General features: G+C 58.2%; 13 protein-coding genes and 9 pseudogenes. 11 read left to right on the forward strand and 11 right to left on the reverse strand.

What is annotated here, in order from left to right; all coding sequences use genetic code 11:
- Positions 1 to 76: 76 nt before the first annotated feature.
- Positions 77 to 516 (forward strand): annotated as a pseudogene (locus NKI49_RS17565) (transposase); the annotation flags it as partial.
- 382 nt (positions 517 to 898) lie between these two features.
- Here the strand turns inward: NKI49_RS17565 and NKI49_RS17570 are convergent.
- The 3 genes and pseudogenes from NKI49_RS17570 to NKI49_RS17580 all read right to left on the reverse strand — a co-directional run.
- Positions 899 to 1,333: a GNAT family N-acetyltransferase gene (locus tag NKI49_RS17570; RefSeq protein WP_352603506.1), complete on the reverse strand. Its 435-nt coding sequence runs from the start codon at positions 1,331 to 1,333 to the stop codon at positions 899 to 901.
- A gap of 297 nt (positions 1,334 to 1,630) precedes the next feature.
- The gene (panD, locus tag NKI49_RS17575; protein ID WP_352603508.1) at positions 1,631 to 2,059 is read right to left on the reverse strand and encodes an aspartate 1-decarboxylase; all 429 of its coding nucleotides are present in this window, start codon (positions 2,057 to 2,059) and stop codon (positions 1,631 to 1,633) included.
- Between the two features lie 706 nt (positions 2,060 to 2,765).
- Positions 2,766 to 3,146: pseudogene (locus NKI49_RS17580) on the reverse strand (transposase); the annotation flags it as partial.
- 14 nt (positions 3,147 to 3,160) lie between these two features.
- On the opposite strand from NKI49_RS17580, the pseudogene NKI49_RS17585 reads away from it, so the two are divergent.
- Together NKI49_RS17585 and NKI49_RS17590 are read left to right on the forward strand one after the other, a co-directional pair.
- A pseudogene (locus NKI49_RS17585) lies at positions 3,161 to 3,259 on the forward strand (transposase domain-containing protein); the annotation flags it as partial.
- A 629-nt stretch (positions 3,260 to 3,888) separates the two neighbouring features.
- On the forward strand, positions 3,889 to 5,172 hold the full coding sequence (locus tag NKI49_RS17590; protein WP_352603510.1) for an ATP-grasp domain-containing protein: 1,284 nt from the start codon (positions 3,889 to 3,891) through the stop codon (positions 5,170 to 5,172).
- A 570-nt stretch (positions 5,173 to 5,742) separates the two neighbouring features.
- Here NKI49_RS17590 and NKI49_RS17595 read toward each other — a convergent pair.
- Positions 5,743 to 6,537 (reverse strand): LuxR family transcriptional regulator, encoded by a 795-nt coding sequence (locus NKI49_RS17595; protein ID WP_352603512.1) that lies wholly within the window; start codon positions 6,535 to 6,537, stop codon positions 5,743 to 5,745.
- A 202-nt stretch (positions 6,538 to 6,739) separates the two neighbouring features.
- Positions 6,740 to 6,967 (reverse strand): hypothetical protein, encoded by a 228-nt coding sequence (locus NKI49_RS17600; RefSeq protein WP_352603514.1) that lies wholly within the window; start codon positions 6,965 to 6,967, stop codon positions 6,740 to 6,742.
- 385 nt (positions 6,968 to 7,352) lie between these two features.
- Between NKI49_RS17600 and NKI49_RS17605 the strand changes: the two genes are divergently transcribed.
- A complete protein-coding gene (locus NKI49_RS17605; RefSeq protein ID WP_352603516.1) occupies positions 7,353 to 8,231 on the forward strand; it encodes a TauD/TfdA dioxygenase family protein in 879 nt (292 codons plus the stop codon).
- Positions 8,232 to 8,285: 54 nt separating this feature from the next.
- Here NKI49_RS17605 and NKI49_RS17610 read toward each other — a convergent pair.
- Positions 8,286 to 8,675, reverse strand: a pseudogene (locus NKI49_RS17610) (transposase); the annotation flags it as partial.
- Between the two features lie 159 nt (positions 8,676 to 8,834).
- Between NKI49_RS17610 and NKI49_RS17615 the strand changes: the two are divergent.
- The 5 genes and pseudogenes from NKI49_RS17615 to NKI49_RS17635 form a co-directional block, all read left to right on the forward strand.
- Positions 8,835 to 9,079 (forward strand): annotated as a pseudogene (locus tag NKI49_RS17615) (IS21 family transposase); the annotation flags it as partial.
- Positions 9,068 to 9,290 (forward strand): annotated as a pseudogene (locus tag NKI49_RS17620) (IS66 family transposase); the annotation flags it as partial. The pseudogenes NKI49_RS17615 and NKI49_RS17620, both read left to right, overlap by 12 nt.
- A 305-nt stretch (positions 9,291 to 9,595) precedes the next feature.
- The gene (locus NKI49_RS17625) at positions 9,596 to 9,784 is read left to right on the forward strand and encodes a hypothetical protein (RefSeq protein ID WP_352603518.1); all 189 of its coding nucleotides are present in this window, start codon (positions 9,596 to 9,598) and stop codon (positions 9,782 to 9,784) included.
- Positions 9,771 to 11,218, forward strand: a pseudogene (locus NKI49_RS17630) (recombinase family protein). Before NKI49_RS17625 ends, NKI49_RS17630 begins: the two are co-directional and overlap by 14 nt.
- A gap of 28 nt (positions 11,219 to 11,246) precedes the next feature.
- Positions 11,247 to 11,471 (forward strand): annotated as a pseudogene (locus tag NKI49_RS17635) (transposase domain-containing protein); the annotation flags it as partial.
- Positions 11,472 to 11,764: 293 nt separating this feature from the next.
- On the opposite strand, the gene NKI49_RS17640 reads toward NKI49_RS17635, so the two are convergent.
- From NKI49_RS17640 to NKI49_RS17655, 4 genes are all read right to left on the reverse strand, one after another.
- Complete coding sequence (locus NKI49_RS17640) at positions 11,765 to 12,838, reverse strand: IS110 family RNA-guided transposase (protein WP_352603632.1); 1,074 nt, start codon at positions 12,836 to 12,838, stop codon at positions 11,765 to 11,767.
- 199 nt (positions 12,839 to 13,037) lie between these two features.
- A complete protein-coding gene (locus NKI49_RS17645) occupies positions 13,038 to 13,880 on the reverse strand; it encodes a 2OG-Fe(II)-dependent halogenase WelO5 family protein (protein ID WP_352603520.1) in 843 nt (280 codons plus the stop codon).
- On the reverse strand, positions 13,870 to 15,129 hold the full coding sequence (gene ectB, locus NKI49_RS17650; RefSeq protein ID WP_352603523.1) for a diaminobutyrate--2-oxoglutarate transaminase: 1,260 nt from the start codon (positions 15,127 to 15,129) through the stop codon (positions 13,870 to 13,872). Before ectB ends, NKI49_RS17645 begins: the two co-directional genes overlap by 11 nt.
- 191 nt (positions 15,130 to 15,320) lie before the next feature.
- A complete protein-coding gene (locus NKI49_RS17655; protein ID WP_352603525.1) occupies positions 15,321 to 15,980 on the reverse strand; it encodes an OmpW/AlkL family protein in 660 nt (219 codons plus the stop codon).
- Positions 15,981 to 16,404: 424 nt separating this feature from the next.
- Between NKI49_RS17655 and NKI49_RS17660 the strand changes: the two genes are divergently transcribed.
- Both NKI49_RS17660 and NKI49_RS17665 read left to right on the forward strand, forming a co-directional pair.
- A complete protein-coding gene (locus NKI49_RS17660) occupies positions 16,405 to 16,668 on the forward strand; it encodes a hypothetical protein (RefSeq protein WP_352603527.1) in 264 nt (87 codons plus the stop codon).
- Positions 16,669 to 17,509: 841 nt separating this feature from the next.
- Positions 17,510 to 17,926, forward strand: a complete 417-nt coding sequence (locus NKI49_RS17665; protein WP_352603635.1) for an SAM-dependent methyltransferase — start codon at positions 17,510 to 17,512, stop codon at positions 17,924 to 17,926.
- A 546-nt stretch (positions 17,927 to 18,472) separates the two neighbouring features.
- Here the strand turns inward: NKI49_RS17665 and NKI49_RS17670 are convergent.
- Positions 18,473 to 19,196, reverse strand: a pseudogene (locus NKI49_RS17670) (transposase).
- Between the last annotated feature and the right edge of the window lie 194 nt (positions 19,197 to 19,390).

Genomic DNA, 19,390 nt, shown 5'->3' on the forward strand with positions numbered 1-19,390 from the left:
ACCATGGATTCCGCAACACATCGAGAAGGTGAAGAAATGTTGCCCTGACACACCCGTTCCGTCTTTACCTTCCTCATATAAGCTCAACCTGACGACGGGCAGGAGCGGCATGGTTCTCGACCTCATCGTCGAAGCCGGCAATCCGGCCGACAGCGAGCGGTTGCTGCCGATGCTTCAGCGCCACATCGACCGATATGGCGAGCCGCCACGTCAGGCGGCCGCCGATGGCGGCTATGCCAGCCGCGCCAATCTGATCCAGGCCAAGGCTTGGGGCGTGAAGGACATGGCCTTCCACAAAAAGTGCGGCATCAAGATCGAGGACATGGTCAAGAGCCGCTGGGTGTATCGCAAGCTGCGCAACTTCCGTGCCGGCACGAGGCCGGCGTCTCATGTTTGAAGCGCGCTTTTGGCCTGGACCGCTGCACCTGGCGCGGGCTCGACCACTTCAAGACCTATGTCTGGTCCTCGGTGGTGGCCTACAATCTCGCCCTCTTCGCCCGCCTCAAGTCGAACTGACCCGCCGCCGACATCGCAAAAGCCTACCCGGCGCCCAGCCGGGCGGTTCACGATGGGCCAACTAGCGGACCGCGAGAGACCTCTACTTCTCCTCTAACGCCTCGTGCAGATAGAACCACCAAAGCAGTCAGAAATACCTCGAATCTACATGGGAGGTACAATGAATACTTCGAACGTTACTGTTTATGGACGGACACCAGCTAGCGCGGCGCGGACATGGTCAAAGCACTTGAGCGAGTCTGCTCTTGCACCGGATTTCTGAAGACGATCCGGGCCAGCCAAGCTCGGCGTTCGGCTCCCGCGAGCTCGATCTATGGGCCCAGTCGGGCCGTTCCCCCGCGTCCTTCTGCACATTGGTTGAACGCCTCTAATGCCGCTGGCGCTAAGTTCTCGTGGAAAATACCTTCCGAAGGAAATATCGTCCGAATCCGCGTGGATAGTTAGGTAGGTGACCAAACGTCTCGTATCCGAGAGACCTATAGAACGCCGGCGCCTGAAACTCGAAAGTGTCTAGCCACACTCCGACACATCCTCGTCGACAGGCCCAATGCTCTGCAGATCTTACCAATCGCCTACCGATTTTCTGACCACGCAACTGCTCGGGTACAAATATCAATTCTATGTTCAGCCAATCATAGTAGCACCTTGCCCAAAGGCCGCCTGTCGTATGGCCGTTCCCGGGGTCCTTAATGAGTACTGCAAACGCCTGGGGGTTGTAAGGAACGGCCAGCCTTGCGTTATAAACATCTAGAGCGTCCAAGATGACTTGTCGCTCTGAGTCGTCCGGCTGTTCTCGTATCTCGAGGAATGTATCCACAGTGATTTGTCTCCCTTCAACAGGTGTTGCGTCTTGCCTGCAGCCATGGCGCGCGGCTGCGACCTAGATGCGCTGTCGTGTCAAAATCCGGCGCTTAGGACGATGCGTCCTTCCCCTACCGCTTAGATTGTCGAAGAATTGCTCTGGCTTCATGTTCGCATTCCGAGTGCTGCCAGTGGCCAGGACTGGGAATGACGCGATCCGGACTGTCAAGCTCTAAGGCCAGCCGATGGCGGCCGGAACCACATCTGCCCTCATGTGCCCGCACCCGGTTGCTGTCGATGCTGAGTCGAGGTTTTAGGTGACTTCACTAGGTAAACCTTCGTGAACCGCGAACGTCATCGTTCCGTCCTCCTTGGTTCCAACATCATAAAACATGCGCTCACGCACAGAATTGTCCGAGTTAAACATCAGCACTCGCGGTTTGATCTTTGCGATCTGATTCGCCTCAATATATACTGAGGAGCAAACGATTATCTCATCTCCAGTCTGGCAGGTGCGAGCAGCGGCTCCGTTCAGCACACAGCAACGAGAACCCCTCTCACCATAAATGACGTAAGTACTGATACGCCTGCCTGAAGCCTTATTCCAGACGTCAACGAATTCGAGCGGAAAGATACCCGCTTTTTCACAATGATCTGGATCCAAAGTGATTGAGCCGTGGTAGTTAAGATCCGCATCGGTTACAGTGATGCCGTGAAGCTTGGCGGCAACGATTTTTCTCATCTGTTGATTTCCTTTTTAGTTATGGAGCACCACTCTGACGAGTGACTGCAGGCCTTAGTCCCACGGACAGTCGATGTGCTGCGATAAGTCGAATCGGGGTGTCAAGATGGGATCGTCAACGCCGACCGAAATCGTTGTCATCATCGCCAGCTTGGTCTCATGAGGCGAAAGCATTGCTGCCGGTCTGCGGTCGGCCTCTTCCCCCGAAATAGATCAGTCGCTAACCTGACTCGTTCCTTCCCTCGACTGATTGCGATGTTGGCACAACATGAGTGTCGGCGGCAGTTTCCTCAGCCTCGCCACCACCGCCGCAAGTCTCATGCCAGTGGCTGGTCGCGCCAGAGACAGAATTTGTGATCGCATTTCAGCTATTTAGCTTCAGACCAAAACAGAGATCGCTTCAACAAGCGCCTGTCGCGGAGCCGACAAAGCAACAACTGATACCGGCCGGCATCTCCAACGCGCCAGCGCTCAGGAGCCTATCATCGCCTAAGCTAACAGGTTTCTCTGATTGGCGTTGTTGAGGTCAAGCTCCGGCTGCGTTTTTCCGGACCGTGTCGCCCCGCGAGTCACTCGCTTCTCTTCGCGGTCGGCGCCGGGCCGCGGCATGATGAGGTCAGGAGAGCGGGGCGTCTCAAGTTCGCCCCAGGATCGTGCCTGCTAACGAGATCGCCTTACCCATCATCCCCACGGGGAGGATTCAGGGTCACCCTTGCGAAAACTCTTTCTTCGTTTGTCCGTTGTTCATTTCATGCCGATATGGGACTGGTTCCTTGCCGAGGCGGAACTCGGTCGCGTCGCTCCACATGGGATGAAGGATGACGGCGAACTTCAAGGCAACAGCGACACGGCGCCATACCGCGCCGCTTGGCGACGTTCATGCCCCGCGCGCAGGCTCGACCATTTCTTGCAGCGCGCGAGCAGCGCATGAGCTGCTTCGTAAAGCGCTGTGCGGGCCAGATCGTCCCCGCATGCGGCTGACTTTGCCCTGGATACCGCTCCGGGACTGGTAGCGCGCCGGGGTCAAACCCAGATGCGCGCCGATATCCCGCGAGCGGCGGAAGCGGTCCGAGGGGTCGACCTGCGCAAGGGAGCCGCATGAAAATGAATGGCGTCGATCCGCTCGCCTGGCTTTCCCAGACTTTGGCCCGCATCGCGCAGCGCTGGCCCGTTGCCGAAATCAAAATGGTAATACCCTAGAACTTCGAGCCAAGCGCCATGAGCTAACCGCTTACAAGAGGAGACACGGTGGTGCGCCCGAAAGGGTGATCCGGATCGCTCCCGTGAGGACGATGGGCAAGGCGATCTTTCTTTTCGGAGCTTCGCCCGCGCGGAACCTTGAACCTGGTTTTGTTCGTTTTAACCACAGGCGCTCCGTCCGACTGCGGTACGCAATCGCCATCTTTCTTCGGCCAACGGGCCGATTGGCCTGGGCGCGGAACTCGACGAAACGGCCAACGATCCAGCAAGAGACAGTCTATTCGACATCCGTGTTGCCGAGTCCAAAAATGTCCGGTTGAACACATTCATTGTTTAGACACAGACAAACTGAGTGTGAGTATTCCGCCGGCAAGCCGCGGAATACGTATACTTCACTCTCGCATACCAATACTTTTAATGGCACACCAATTGCATCAGACGTGGTGAAGATACGTTAGGTCGGAAGCGGTCTCGCCATCCCGGCAGAGGGAACTACATGAAGCTGCTCGAACGTCGCAAATCGTTGGCATGGATTTGATCACCGCAGGGTTTAAGCTACAGGAGCGCCCAAAAATGATGCCGATTTACGCTGAGGGCCGCCATGCAGAACGCAACGGAGGACAACGCCAATGGCAAGGCAAGCGCTCATTCTGGTTGAAGGTCACAGAACTAGTGGTCTGCTGTACGTCCAAGCGGCCAAGCGTCTTGGACTTCATCCCATTAGCTTGGCGTCTGATCCGGCCTGCTACGACTATCTTGCGGCGGAACAGGTTGAGGCAATCCATGTCGCTACAGACGATCTCGATGCCCTGATCGGCGAATGTTCCCGGCTACGTGCGATCTATGACATTGCCGGCATTACTGGCTTCTCGGGCGACGATGAGTCGGTCAGTGCTACAGTTGCCAAACTCTGCCGACATTTCGATCTACCGGGACCGAATCCCGCGTCCCTTGAACGATGCTGCGATAAATTCACCCAACGTCAGCTCCTCGCGCAATCCGGCGTTCCAGTACCTGCTTGTCGCTTGGCCACGAATCCGACAGAATTGGAGAGCTCTGCTGCGGAGATCGGCCTGCCGGTGATTGTCAAGCCAACTGTGGGCAGCGGCAGCAGAGGTGTCCGATTATGCCGAAATGCCGATGAGATAGCCGAACACACGAGCTATCTGTCGGGCGGGAAGCACATCTTGCGATCTTCGCCGAGGATCCTGATCGAAGAATTCGCACAAGGCCCCTTTTATAGCGTCGAGATAATGGGGAACGAAGTTGTTGGGATTGTCGCCGCTGATTTCGGCGCCCCACCGCATTTCGTCTTCCATAATACGACCTTTCCGGCCCCGCTAGGAGACGACGAGCAAGAGCGCATCACCAATATTTCGCTGAGCTGTTTGCAAGCTCTCGGTCTTGGCTGGGGGCCCACGAATGTAGAACTCCGTTGGACGAAGCGTGGCCCGGTCGTCATCGAAGTCAATCCGCGACTTGCCGGCGCACTTGAGCCTCAACTGGTCCAACTGGCTTATGGGATTGACCTCATCACCGAACACATCAAGCTTGTCATCGGCGACGAATGGGATTTGCGCAGGGCACATTCGCAGACTGCGGCTGCGCGATTCCTGGTTCCTGATCGTGATGGCATCCTCGATTGGATCCGCGGCGACAGTCAGGCGGCTGCTGTACCAGGCGTCGTGGAGGTCAAATTGTATGTTGCATCCAAGACGCCGATCGTCAGGAATGGTGATTATCGAGATTGGATTGGACATATCGTGGCCGTCTCACCCAACCTTGCTGAGACCGAGGCGATACTTCAACGTGCCTTTAGGTTGATTAATTGGTCGATGATGTCATTTCCAACCCTTGGTGAACAGGAAGAATCAGCGACTTCCAGCCGCAGCGCACCGCATCGCGCCCCCTGAAGTAGATGTATGGGGCGGGGGTCGAGGGCGTGGCATACTTTGGACCTGCTGACTCCAACGCGGAAGCAGGTGCCCCATGTCGCACTCTATTGACGCGAGCCCGCCCCTTGCTGCTCTTCAGCAGGATCACACGGTCATCGGCGTCATCGAAATGAGCAAGGCGAAGTGGCAGATTGCCGGCTCGTGCCGATCTTCGGCCTCTCAACAAGATCGCCGCCGACGCACCATTCACTGCAGCAGGGCTGGTCTGGCGAAGCCGGGCCATTTTGCCTCGCTAATGAAGACAATTCCTTTTTCTTTGATATAGTTTTGCAGGGCACACGTCCTTGTGAAACGAGCGCGTTCGGGAATCAGGCATCGTCCAATCTTGCAGAAGGATAAGAAATATTTAGAAACCGAACTTAATCATTTTCAACAATCTCGTCCCGTGGCCGCTCTCGGTCATAGCCGCCGCGCTTTCGTTTACAGATTGTACTTGCGTATCAAGCGGCGGATCTTTTAGAAAATCGTTATCTCAGTAACACGGGAACTTTGGTAGATCAGAGAATTCAACGGCGTGATGACCAGTTCTTACAATTCGATAATCCCGAACTCCAAGGCCTTTATAGCGGCGACCGTTCTGCTAGCAGCATCCAATTTCCGCGTCACGTTTTTAATATGGAAATTCACGGTGTTTGCGGAAATTCCTAAAATTTCCCCAATCTCCCAGGACGTTTTCCCTCTCGCGGCCCACAGAATACACTCTTTTTCTCGATGCGAAAGACCAGGAGGTTCAACGATGTAGTGAGAATTCACTAAGCTCGATATTCTCCGGTGGAAGTGAAAAGCGGCTATTTGTAGGTATGTGACTGTTCTATTCTCGAATTCCAAGTCCTTAGATCGAGCGAAGCTCGTGACAACAAAGGTGCCATCCGGGTCGTGCAATGGTACACTTATGCCTGACTTCAAGCCGAACATCGCAGCTTCGTCGAAAACACGCCGTTCGTCGTCAGTCGTGCTTGCGTCGTTGTATATCTCACTCCACCGAAAAGCGTCTGCGCGCTTTCGACTCACCTTGGCGATAGGGTCTATCCTGTCGTACCCCCTTTCGACATAGCGCTTCTGCCATTCATCAGGAAAATTCAGTATGACCGCCCGGTCACGTCGGGCAAACTTTTGATCTCCTCGAAGAGCAAGAGAGCCATAGGCGACCCACGGGCAATCGAACGTTAGAGCAAACGTTGATAACCGGTCGAACAACCCCTCGGATTGACCAATGCCATCGGCCTGGTCGAGAAATCGGCCAAGTTCGAGCGCAAACCCTTCCATGGCAGCTTCAGGGAAGTCCGTCTTCTGGACCAGAACATCGGATATACTAGTAATCATGCACCGGCATGTCATACTCTCTGCTCCGCAGCTTTTGCACTGGATTATGGTGCTGGTTGCGCAAAGCTGCCGCTTGTAACGTGAGGGCCCTGCGCACCGCCGCGTGCGGCCTGCATCTACAAAGCTATAACATCTGAGGAGATAGGTTGATTATTATAACATTAAGTTACAAATAAACTTGTTTCATGCATTTCTAATAAAATTAAAGGAAAATAATTTTATATGACAGCTTTTTCTGGTACAGCGCCGACGGCGCACCCTTTAGATGTTCTCGATGGTCGCCGCAGCAGTCGGCTGTGCAGTCGATGCGGCAAGAATGAGCAATCTGCAGTCCCGCCTCCCAGTACAGCATGCCGAAGAATGTCGAATCCTTCAACGACCGCATGCGCGAAGGGTCTTGAAAGAGAGCCTGTTTTTCGGCCTCGGCCACACCCGCAGCGCCATCGCCGAACAGAGGGAGGACTCGCCGAGGGTATTCGGCTTCCTCCGGCCGGACGCGCCGTCTCGCCCCCAAGATCTCCGCCTACCATTCCCCGCCGCGATCGCGACCAAGCTAGTCTAAGCCTAGTCTAGCCTGCGCACGCAGCGGAAGTCGAATTCATCCGCGGCGGCAAGTTTTATCCTTCAGCCGAGACCGTAGCGCCGATCTCGCTCGGATAAGATCAACCTACTGAAAGTGAGAGGTGCGATGGATGTAGAGGCGTGGTACCAATCTCGACCAGCGAACAGAAAGAAGCATTATTGATTCGAGATGAACGATTGTCTGCCACAGATGAATAGCTTTGCGTGGCAAACGTAAGATGGAGAATCTCATCATGAGTGAAATTGACTTAAACGACAGTGTCGTTCGACGTGCCGATGTTGCTAAATGCACAATGCGCATCGGCGCTGAAATTAGGAACATTAAGCTCTCGGCCGATTTGCCGGATCAGACCATCGCTGCGATAAACGATCTGGTGCTTGAGCACAAGGTCGTCTTCTTCCGTGACCAGGGTCATCTCGACGACGCCGAGCAGGAGCGCTTTGCTCTTCGTTTCGGGAAGCCTTCGCCATATCCGGAGGGATCGATGCCGATCTTCGATATTGATTCCGCAGGCGGAGATATCCAGGCTGACGTTTGGCACGTCGATTGGTCCTGCATGGATGCCTATCCCAAGATTTCGGTGCTGCGAGGCGTTGTGATCCCACCAGTCGGCGGCGACACGGTGTGGTCAAACACGGCGGCCGCATACCTCGACTTGCCGCTGCCGCTGCAACGGCTTGCCGACGACCTGTGGGCTGTTCATAGCTTCCCGGGCGATTACTATAAGAGGCCGCATGCCGATGCTCTTGCCGGACAGAGGATCGAGACCGAGCATCCCGTCGTACGCGTCCACCCCGAGACCGGCGAGCGCACACTGGTGCTCGGCTCTTATGTAGCACGGTTCGTTGGCTTCTCGATATATGACAGCCGGAGGCTATTCGATCTTTTTGAGTCTCATATCACCGCGCAGGAAAACACGGTGCGCTGGAAGTGGAGGCAGGGTGATATCGCTATCTGGGACAACCGAGCCACGATGCATTGTGCAACCAAGGACTACGGTGACCAGCGTCGCGTCGTTCGTCGCGCGACTATCGAGGGCGAGGTGCCCGTGAGTATCGACGGCCGGCATAGCGTTGCGCGTCTCAAGTTTGTCGGGCGAAAGGAGAACTAACCGCTGACGAAGCTTAGAACTGATCTCCTCGTGTCCCCCTTACCGGAGTCTGGCCTATTTCCCGCCCAGAAATGGCAAAAGCTGAATTTGTCGACCGTGAACAATTTGGGCTCTAAGCGGCAACCGCTTGGGCCGGGGTTGAAGCAGAGCGATCAAGAGCGACAAAAAACCCTTCAGCCATCTGAGCAGGAGGGAGAAGTTGTAGCCGGCTGCGGCCAGAATGGCGTTGAGGGCGTCGCCCTGCTGGCCGGCGGGGCAGTTGCGGCCCATGCGGTGCTCGGCCTTGATGTGGCCGATCACCGGCTCGACCGCCGAGCGCCGCCGGATCTGGCGTTTGATGGCCAGGGTGACGCGGCGTTTCTGGGCGCTGGTGAAGACTCTGAATTTGTGGCTCTGGGGTGCGTTGTGGCCGCGATAGCCGGCGTCGGCGAGGATGCGGCCAATCTGGTTTTGCAGAAGAAATTGCGACATTTGGCCTGGGCAAAGCCCGGTAGGTTCAGGTCGGCTTGAGGGCGCCGTCTAGGTAAGTGTCGGGCGAAATGAAAAACTGACCCCCTAACGAAGCGAAGAACTGACCCCTCGTGTCAAAACGAGGAGTGATGGATGACGAGCGCGATTTCATCGCATCCTGCATTGTCGCGAACGATGCAGGGCGGGGATATGCTTCAGGCTGATGAGTGGTGGCAATGCTGCGGCTGCACGAGCTTAGTTGGGGTAGCAAACGTCTATCGAAAGAATTTGGATGCACGCGTAATACGGTTCGCCGATATCTTCGAGACGGCGGAGCTGCACCCTTTAAACAGCCTGCCCGGCGCAGTGCGTTCGACGGGCTTGATGATTGGCTTCGTGCGGTGCGTCAGGAAAAGAGTACTCCAATCATCGCGGCACTCGACCCATGGCTGCGTGAGAAGCTCGGCCTGATCAGTCAGAAGACCAAGCTCGCCGAGGCGATCCGCTACACGCTCGCGCTGGCAAGGCCTGACACGCTTCCTTGACGACGGCCGCATCGAGATCGACAGCAACACCGTCGAAAGCTCAATCCGCCCGATCGCAATCTCGGGGTCATTCTGCCCATGTTGGGCAGGAGGTCGAAGTCCATTATCGCTGGCATCCGTATTTCGGACGCCGGCTTCGCTGCGAGAACAGCGAAGAACGCGCGAACGGTCGGATCATTCATCTCGTCGTCGTGCCGGGGCATGTCATTACCACTCCCGCCTGGATGGTCGATCCGGTGGCTTGCGCGACAATGGACCTGGGCTCCCCGCGCGTATCGCGTGCCGCGCTGCTTGAGCTTCACAAGCTCTTGATCGAACGCCGTTTTCGGCGAGGCTCTCCGGATGGTTTCACCATCGCGGAGGCGCAACATGAGAACCCTGCCACCCCCGACACGATCTCTCGTGGTCGTTCGCCAACTCAGCTTGCCGCTCGACTCGCAGAAGCTGAACGGGCTGAGTTCAGCGCAACGGACCATAGTGATCGCCCGGCTCGCCAACGTACTGATGGCCGCCGCCGGCGGGGCAACGGAGGAGGAGAGCTGCGATGACGAGCGGTAATCTGATTCCGACAGCCGTCCTCAAGCGCAAGGCCGTCGTCTATATGCGTCAGTCCACTCAGGCGCAGGTCCAGCTCAACCTTGAGAGCCAGCGTCGGCAATATGAGCTTGTCGACGTCGCGCGGCGCTGGGGATTCCGCAAAGTAGAGGTGATCGACGAGGATCTGGGACGAACCGCAAGCGGGGCCGTGGAGCGGCCCGGTTTCGAGCGCCTGGTCGACGATCTGTGCACCGGCCAGGTCGGCGCCGTGCTTTGCCTGGAAGCTTCCCGCCTGTCGCGCAACGGGCCGGACTGGCATCGGCTGCTCGAGTTGTGCCGGCGGCGTCAAGTCGGGCCGCGGCGGTCGCGCGCTGCTCCCGGGTCTCATCTCTTGTGGTCGATGCGGGCGAAGACTGGTTGTCACGTATGCCGGACGCGGCCAAGGTTATCCGGTATATCGCTGCGAGCGCGGCAACCTCATGATGGCACAGGCGCGATGCATGTCGTTCAACGGCTTTCGCACCGACGCGGCGGTGGCCCGCGAAGCGCTGGAGGCGGTTGCGCCGATGGCGATCGAGGCGGCGTTGGAGGCTGAACGCATGCAGCTGGAGAGCGAGGCCAGGCGCCGGCAGATGATCGAGCTGGACCTGCAGCAGGCGCGCTACGAGGCATCGCTCGCCGAGCGCCGTTATGCCGCCTGCGACCCCGAGAACCGGCTCACTGCGGCCCAGCTCGAGAAGAGCTGGGAAGCCACGCTCAGGCGCGTGGAGACCTGCGAGGCCAGGCTGAGCGAGGTGCGGGGCGTGGCGCCTGTCGATGCGGTTCCGGACTTCACGGGTCTCGCCAAGGATCTTGAAGCCGCCTGGAACGCGCCGGGCGTGGACATGCGCTGTCGCCAGCAGCTCCTGCGCGCGCTCATCAAGGATATGGCGGACGTCGATGACGCTGCGCGCGACGTGATCCTGACCATTCACTGGCATGGAGGCCACGCACTCGCAGGTGCGGGTTCGCAAGCCCAAATCCGGCGAGCATGGCCAGCGTACACCTGAAGAAGCCCTGGCGATCATGCGATCCATGGCAACGCGGTGGTCGGATGCCGAAATCGCGGCCACGCTTAACCGCATGGGCATGCAGACCGGTCAGGGAAAGACCTGGACTGCTCGGCGCGTCCAATCGCTACGCACAGTGCACAAGATCAGCGGCTATCGCTCTTCCGACAAGAATGGGGAGTGGCTCACCATGTCGGATGCGGCCGCGAAGCTCGGCGTGTCGCACGTCAAGATCCGCCGTTTCATCAGGGACGGCATATTGCCCGCCGAACAGGTCATGCGCGGTGCGCCCTACCAGATCCGCGCCAGTGACCTTGAAGATGAACGGATCCAAGCCGATTTGGCGCGCAATACTCCGCATCACATCAACGACGACAATCAGGAATCGCTGTTTTCCGCCATTTGAAGAGGGGGTGCATAATGAGTCAGTCTTCGCGCTCAACCGCAAGAACGCGCTCTTTGCTGGCTCGGACGGCGGCGCCGAGCATTGGGCCGTCATCGCCTCGCTGACCGAAACCTGCAAACTCAACGCTGTCGAGCCGCTCGGCTATGTCGCCGATGTCCTCACCAGGACCACCAACGACAATCCCAACAGCCGGATCGATGATCTCCTGCCTTGGGCCTACATCCGGGTTCCTGAACTCAGGGCCGTGGCCTGAGAACACCGCTCTGATGTCCGCTGTCAAGGTTTGGAGCGCAGGAGGTCGCCCGATCCGAGGAACGGCTGCTCATTCTGATGATCGCGCATGGGTGGAGGCGGAACTGAAGGGTGTCGGTGATCAAGCTCTGATGCGCGGGTTGGCTACCGCATTCCCGAATGTGCGTCTGGGGCGGCTGTTCCTATCTTACTGCGGGCGTCGGCAGTTCGCCGGCCACAAAGCGTCTGACGGGCATTCCCCTGCCGTGGTCCCGCCTCCGCCCATGCGCGAGATGTGCGCCGTCGCGGCAAGGATCAGGTGACGCGCGCCTCCCTTGCGACTGCCCACATGAAGCCGACCAGTTCACGGGCGATCGCGGTGCAGACGACCGTTGTCCGTTTGCCTCGAGCGCTCAGCATGCGGTAGCGGGCTGTCAGGCGGGACTGCGTCTTCCAGGCGATCTCACGCACCTTCGGTGGAGCCTGCTCCAAGCGGTATAGCTTCGCCTTCCCGACCTTGGGCGGATGTCGATAGGTCCAGGCGCTCTCGACCAACATGTGGCGAACCCGACCGTTGCCTGCCTTTGTGATGCCGCCGCGCCGGACCGTCTCCCCGGTTGAGCGCTCGCCGGGAACCAGACCGAGATGTCCCATGAGCTGGCGTGGGCTTTCGAACCGGCTGGCGTCGCCGACTTCGGTGACGAACGTCACGGCGACAATCAGGTCTACCCCACGCAATGTCTGAAGCGCCCACACGATCGGTGCCAGCGACCAGACCGGGATGAACTCTTCGATCACACGCTCCAGCCGCTCGACCCGCTCTTTCGAGACGCGCACCGCCTCGACCATCTCCTGGAGTGCGATCTGATCCGCGGGATGATCGAACCGCTGTTCCTGAAGCCAGCGTAGATAGCGCATCGTCCAGCTCTTCTTTCGCGGATAGCTACGGCCGTGCTTGAGCATGAATGCGCTCACCTGCTGGCGACGCAGCGTCTCGACTGCTGCCGCCCGCGCGCGAACAAGATCCCGTATGGACTCGTGCCCTTCATGGGGAACCCACACCGCGGTCAGCTCGCCGGCGCGCAATAGCCGGGCAAGGGAAATGGCGTCTCGGCGGTTCGTCTTCACCCGATCGCCGGGCTTCCTCGGTATCAATGATGGGGCAACCACGGTGCACTCGTACCCGAGCGGCCGGATCAGGCGATAAAGGCCGTACCCGGTCGGCCCGGCCTCATAGCAGAAATGCACGTAATCAAAGCGGCTGGCGATCCGGCCTATGACCCGCCGCATGCTGGCGGCCGACGCGTCGATCTCGCCGAAGAAGCGAACCTCTCCCTCCTGGCCCACGTCCGCAATCGCGATGGCGTTCCTCAGCTTCGCGACATCGATTCCGTCAAATGCTTCTCTATACTGCCACGGCTCGTCCTCCTGTGGTGAGGGTCGGCTCGGCCCGCCCGAGCAACCCTCGGACGCGCACTGTAGGGCGAGCCACCTCATCGGCAGAGGCGGACATACGGTCTTACCTCCAGTTCCGTCAAACACCTTATCTCGGTGTCCACGAAACCGGCAGCAGGACGTTGATCCGACTTCAGGTCCACCAGAGAACAAGATCCGGCCGCGCAAACCCGAAAAAGCTATTCAGCAGCACGCGACGCGTTCCGTTGCCTGATTGACCGGTGACCCCGTGAACGAAACCGCCATCAATTAGGGCGATATCCCCGGCCCTGAGCTGGAAGTCGCGACAAGGCACGGCCTCAAGATAAGCTGCCGAATAGGGATATCCGGTGGTCTCCACATCCTGCGACTTTCGGTTGATAACTGTCGGCTTGTGGCTCCAGAGCCGCAGATTGCCACCTTCCTCGGGCATGCTGGGATAGAAGTTGAGCGCTGCGACGGTGTTGTGCGCCACCGCAGAAAGCTCGTAGTCGTTCCCAGCACATAACACTTGAGCGACATCGTCGTGGGGGTCCAAGGAGAATGTGCCACTGCCAGACCAACTGAGAGCGCGACAAACATTAGCCTGACCGTGCTCCGAACGGGCCAGCCGCAATTCAACGCCCTGTTTGTGAAGCTCGCGCTTCAACGCATCGAACAATCCGCGAACGGGATCAACCAAATTGCCAAAAAGGCCGTCGACGTATGGTCGCGCCGTTTCCGATTCTGCGAAATAGCTGGCTGCGTCCTTCCTGTAGTGTGATGCGCCGACATATTGTCCAGGGACGCCATCTTTACGCTCCCTGAGACCGGGACTGTCAACAAAGTTCCCAGTGATTTCTTCGGCTATTTCCGTACTGAAAGCTTGCTTGACGTGCAAAGCTGTGATCTCACCTTTCAGGACTGAGACGATTTCCGCAGTGCTGATTGAGCCGGTTCGTTCCCTGATCGTAGGAGGCGAGATGGTAGGTGCTTGAGATGCTTGGTTAGTGCCCATTGGCTTGCTCCTTTAGTGCTTGATCCAGGATGGCGATGCCATGATCGAGTTCGTCGTCGGTGATGGTTATCGGTGGCAGGACTTTGATGACGTCGCGATTTGGTCCTGAAGATTCGATCAGAAGGCCATTTTCGAATGCGACATCGTGCACACGGCCGACAACGGCCTGTGAACGGCATTTGAGGCCGGCCATCAGACCGCGGCCGCGCTTTTGCTCGATGCAGTCGGGGAATTTCGCAAGGAGGCTATCCAAGTGTCTTTGCAGTTTGGCGGCTGTCCGCTCGACGCCTGCAGTGAACTGCGTGTCGGACCACAGTTTGCACATCGCCCCTGCAGTCACGAAGGCGAAATTGTTGCCTCTGAAGGTCCCGCTATGTTCTCCGGGATTCCAAATGTCCAGGTCGGGGCGGATCAGAACGATGGAGAACGGACTACCTGACCCGCTGAGGGACTTTGAAAGGCATACGATGTCGGGATCAATACCCGCGAACTCGAATGAGAAGAACTCGCCCGTTCGTCCCGCACCCGCCTGGATGTCGTCGACGATCAAAACAACACCATGCTTGCGGCAAATGCGCTGAATTTCTGTGAGCCAAGCAGCAGATGCAGTGTTCATGCCACCTTCTGCCTGGATGGTCTCTAGAATGATAGCGGCTGGCTTTTCAATGCCGCTCCCTAGATCGCCCAATACGAAGTCTATGTAGCTGGCGGAATCGAAATCTTGGTTCGGATATCCGTCGTATGGGACACGGATTACATCGTGGCGAGCAACACCGCCCAATTCCCTGGTCGATGCGGAACCCGAAACCGCCAGAGAACCAAGCGACATGCCATGGAACGCATTCGTGAATGCCATGACGCTCGAGCGCCCGGTATATTTTCGCGCCAGCGCAAGCGCTGCTTCATTAGCGTTTGTCCCAGTCGGCCCAGGAAATTGTATTTTGTAAGAAAGACCCCTGGGCTTAAGGATCGAATCCACAAACGCTTCGATGAACTCACGCTTTGCGGATGTATACATGTCGAGCGATAAAATAATGTTCTCGCCGACGAGATACTCAATCGCCGGCGCGACAATATTCGGGTTGTTGTGCCCGTAATTGAGGGCGCCCGAGCCTACCAGGAAATCGATATATGGGTTGCCGGTCTCGTCCCAGATCGTCGCTCCAAGGGCCCTTTTGAAGACTGTAGGAAAGGACCGCCCGTAGCGACAGACGTTAGATTCATAAGCCGCGAAAACGTCGGTATTCATCGTAGGGCTCTGCACGTGGTGCCTCATTGAACAGATTGCACATAGGCTCGTTTGCTGGCGACATACCCCCCAAGGCAGAGCCAGAATGTCAGCGTCGCGGCTCTATCATCGGGGCGTTTTCGCTTTTCCAAAATCGGTGCCGAAGGTTCACATGGCGACCCATTTGAAGCGGTATGTGATGCCTGCACCAATTAGCCAGGATCAAGCTTGGCCTTGCCCATCAGATCGGTGCCAGCCACTTTGACGGTAAAATCTGGTTCCAGGAAAAGCTTCTTGACGTCGAAGTTTACCCCCAGTGCTGGTCCAGCATGTAATCGAAGCCGACCTGCAGCGGCGCTAAAGGTGTTCTTCACATGGAGAGCATCGGCGCTGCCGACACTCTGATTGTAGAAGACGGTGTAGTTCAGGCCGGCTCCGACATAGGGTCGGAAGGCCCCGAACTGGCTAATATGATACTGCAGCGTGAGGGTGGGCGGCAGTACCCATACCTTTCCGACGTTCCCCAATGTTCCGATCGCTCCAGTGCCGTCGGCCTTGGCGGAGGTGGTGGCAAGTATGAGTTCGGCAGTGATGTTTTCTGTGAAGAAATAGGAGATGTCGAATTCCGGGGTTATGGTGTCCGAATAGGAGAGATTGGAACCGGCAACCCCGCCGACGTAACCTGAATCGTTGGTATTCACTCCCAGCGCGCGCACGCGGATCTGCCATGGGCACGGCGCCTCCACCGTCCCTTGGTCCTGTGCGATGTAAGGTTGCACAGGGTCTGCCGCCAAGGCCTGCTGGCTCACCCCCATAAGGACGATGAACGCTGCAGCGCTCCGCGCCGCAACCATCCGCACCTTTGTCATCATGTTCTCTCCTGGTACTGATAGCCCGTAGGCTCCGTCGTTTGCGCCCGCGATGATTGCTCATCACTCGCTCTCCGGACGCTCTGCGAACAGCATTGCATTTGTCGTGCCAACGAGAAGAGCATTGGGAAACGGCACCTTTCGCTTCCGACGCACTCGTGTTTCGGAGCTAATACTGTGTGTTTCGAGCTGATACTGTCGTGTTTCTCACAAACGGACTAACGACCGCGAGCATGCGAGAGCTATCCCTGCCCTATTTTGGTAGAGGATGGGTGCGATCCGCATCGCCGGGTTGGTCCGGCGGCGAAATTCTGGCCGTCGACATGGCCGGCCGCCGCACTGCAGAGTTTGGAAGACCTTTTTTTCACTGCGAAGGGCGGAGGCTTGAGCGGTATCGAACCGGTCGCCTGCAAGCGTGTGCCGATTGGTGTGCACCATCGTCGAGGTCCTCCTGGAGATGGCTTGGCGGCGCTTCAACGGCCTTCTCAGCATCGCCCGCATCTGCTGGAGCACAGGCGTGAGCGATCACGTGCGGCAGGTGCTGAGATGGCGCTGGCAAAGCGCCGACTTGCTGACCGAGGCGAAACAGAGCCTGCGCGTACCAGGCAAATCAATGGCCGCGGAACTGGAGGCCGATAAAGCCGCGGGCAAGAAGCTGAACAAGACGTCACTCGGGATACTGGTGTGGTGAGGCACCGAGCCGTACTCATTCGTAGACAGACGCGGTCCGCTATGGAGATACTCAAGGCGCACATGGACTCGGACCAGGCTTTGTCCCGAAAATTGCCCAGGAGGTTCAATCCGGAGGACGTGAGGGAAATGGCGGCATCGTTCTATCGAATTCCTCGCCCAAAATGTGCAGCGTTGTTGAGGGCGGCCCGCGAGCTGCGCATCAGCGCGATCCGCAAGGTTTTGCGGGTCAGGGAGGCTCCACGATGCCAGCAACCGTCGGGCTTGGCTGCATTGGCGACGTGGACCTCATGGCATAGCTCGGCGGTAGCGAACGTTGGGCCGCGGAAGCCGAGACCTGAGGGCTCCGAATTGCGATGGCTACGTGGCTCTGCGTGAATTCCCCGAAGTCCTCGCTCGAACGAGACAATTCCTCACGGGGATCGCGAGCTGTTCATTCAAGTCCGTTCAGACATCCACCGCTTCGACGTCTTACAATCCATTGTTCCGATCGATCGAGATGGCTACAAATATCGGCCGATAAATCGACGGCAAGCGAAAGAGCGTGCCCGTGCTTCAGGAAGTGGCCGTAGGAGGTCTGTTCGTGCGCTCTGAGGTGCGATGGATTAGGACGCTCTGCGTGGCGGGACAAGATCTCGCTCCTCTTCCTCTCGCCATTGCACTCCGCTTCCGGTTCGCGCTGCCCCGACAAAAGCCCTGGCCCGCACGCCATCTTCTGGCCATCCCGCCTCTTCTTGAAGGCCACTTCGCATGCCGCATGCTGCCCCCGGCTGCCCGCTAGGGACAGGGACCGCTGAGTTCACTTTCGGCTGATGTGCGGGACCGGGGCTTTCACGGAATAGCTGGCGCCGCATTGCGAACGGCTCACGGTCATTGATGTCGAGCCGCAAACGCTTTCTATGACGCGCCTGAGCATGCAGGATTTCTCGCACATCGATTGGGAGTGTCTACGAGAACTAACGCAGCTCAGGCAGGGAGTTGCTCGACCTTATCTTCCTGGGCGACGTGCTTTGCCACTCCCGGGCATAGCGGAACTGGGAACGGCGATCGACAATCTGGTTCGCGTGCTTGCTCCGGACGGTCATCTGGTTTTCGGATCGCCGCGCGATTCAACTCGCCGGCACTGGGGCCGTTTCGCGAGTGCCGAGCCCGCGATAGCCACGTTGAACCCGAAGCTGTCGCAGCTGCTGCGCGTGCGATGTCGGGGCAATGCCTCGAGCGAAGACTATTTGTTCGTACTCTTCAGAAATGCGGCTTAACCAGCCGAGGGTTCGGCAAACGCAAGACGGGATTTGAGCAAATGGCCGCAGCCCGATTTGTCAGCGGCACGATTGGCACTTTGGCCGTCTTCGCGATCGCGACGTATTGCCTGACCGGCTCGTTCACCGCTATGTTTGTGCAAGCTGGCCTGTGCGTTTTGCTCATGGGAGCTCGCATACTCCTTGGCAGTGCTTTATCTCGTCTGGAAACAGCGCCTGGGGCGGTAGTCGCACAAGATCCAGACACGCTTTTGCGACAGCTGGACACAAGCCTAAGCCGGCGTGACAGTCTTGCCTGCGCTGAGCTTCGCGCCGAGGGCCAATATGGAGGCGAGCCAAGCGCTTGCGCCGAGCTTACGCATGACAACGCTGTCGCCGCTGTCGAACCAGAAGACTCGCATTCGATCATAATGCCTGCCACATCCACTTCGATCTGAGCGAGAGCCCGGTTTGCGCATTCCATGCAGGCCTGCCGAGGCAGGCTTTAGACTCAGACGTTCGTCCGGTCATGGTGAATTCGTCGGGGGCGAGCCACGGGACATCGGATCACCTGTGACGTCGCCCCCAGTTTCTACTCCAGTTTTGAGTTCGTTTCCGGCGTGGGTTGTGCCCTGCTGGGGCGGGTCGAGCGACGGGCGCTGGCGCGGAGCCTTTGGCATAGCGCAGCGCGAGCGACCGTCGCAGATTGAAGGTGGTGGCGAACTCGGCCGGTGTCTGCTAGGCGATTTGGGAATGCGGCCGCGCGGTGTTGTAGTCGGCGCGCCACAATCGCGACGCGTGCCTAAGCCAGCGAAGTAAACAGCGTCTCGTTGAGCAGTTCATCGCGCAGTCGGCCGTTGAAGCTCTCGATGAAGCCATTCTGGATCGGCTTGCCGGGCGCAATGTAATGCCATTCGACGCGGTTCTGATCCGCCCAGGAGAGGATGGCGTTCGAGGTGAACTCGCTGCCATTGTATCAACGATGAGTGCCAGGCACTCTCTCGTGCAGTCGTCGACGACGGCCAGGATGCGGAAGCGGCGCCCGTCTGTTCAACGCGCCATTGTCGAGCATGGCGTCGGCCACAAGCCGCTTCAGCCGCGTGTTCTCGTCCTCCAGAGCCTTCAGTCGCCGAGCCTCGGAGACATCCATCCCGCCGACGCGGGCCTTCCAGTTGTAAATCGAGGCGTCGCTGACCCCGTGCTTGCGGCACAGATCGGCAACCGATACCCCGGCCTCATGTTCCTTCAAAATTCCGATGATCTGATCTTCAGAGAAGCGGCTACGTTTCATGTCCTGGTCCTCTCGATGGGCCAGAACGAACTTCAAACCGGATTAGACCAGAGGGGCAAAGTCACCTGGGTTGCTTGCCGACGCGGGCGGAATGCGCCGGCAATCCGGCCCGCCACGACCGAGTGATGTCGTCGAGCAACCCTCGGATGCAGGACCCGACGCGGTCCCGGAACTTTAGGCGCCGCCGCCGACCT

The sequence above is a fragment of the Mesorhizobium sp. M0587 genome (assembly GCF_040320945.1).
In the GTDB taxonomy this organism is placed as follows: Bacteria; Pseudomonadota; Alphaproteobacteria; order Rhizobiales; family Rhizobiaceae; genus Mesorhizobium.

Coding starts and splice junctions, on each gene's coding strand:
- NKI49_RS17655 (WP_352603525.1), bottom strand. CDS start 15,980: ATGATGACAAAGGTGCGGATGGTTGCGGCGCGGAGCGCTGCAGCGTTC.
- ectB (WP_352603523.1), bottom strand. CDS start 15,129: ATGAATACCGACGTTTTCGCGGCTTATGAATCTAACGTCTGTCGCTAC.
- NKI49_RS17595 (WP_352603512.1), bottom strand. CDS start 6,537: ATGATTACTAGTATATCCGATGTTCTGGTCCAGAAGACGGACTTCCCT.
- panD (WP_352603508.1), bottom strand. CDS start 2,059: ATGAGAAAAATCGTTGCCGCCAAGCTTCACGGCATCACTGTAACCGAT.
- NKI49_RS17590 (WP_352603510.1), top strand. CDS start 3,889: ATGGCAAGGCAAGCGCTCATTCTGGTTGAAGGTCACAGAACTAGTGGT.
- NKI49_RS17645 (WP_352603520.1), bottom strand. CDS start 13,880: ATGGGCACTAACCAAGCATCTCAAGCACCTACCATCTCGCCTCCTACG.
- NKI49_RS17625 (WP_352603518.1), top strand. CDS start 9,596: ATGAGAACCCTGCCACCCCCGACACGATCTCTCGTGGTCGTTCGCCAA.
- NKI49_RS17605 (WP_352603516.1), top strand. CDS start 7,353: ATGAGTGAAATTGACTTAAACGACAGTGTCGTTCGACGTGCCGATGTT.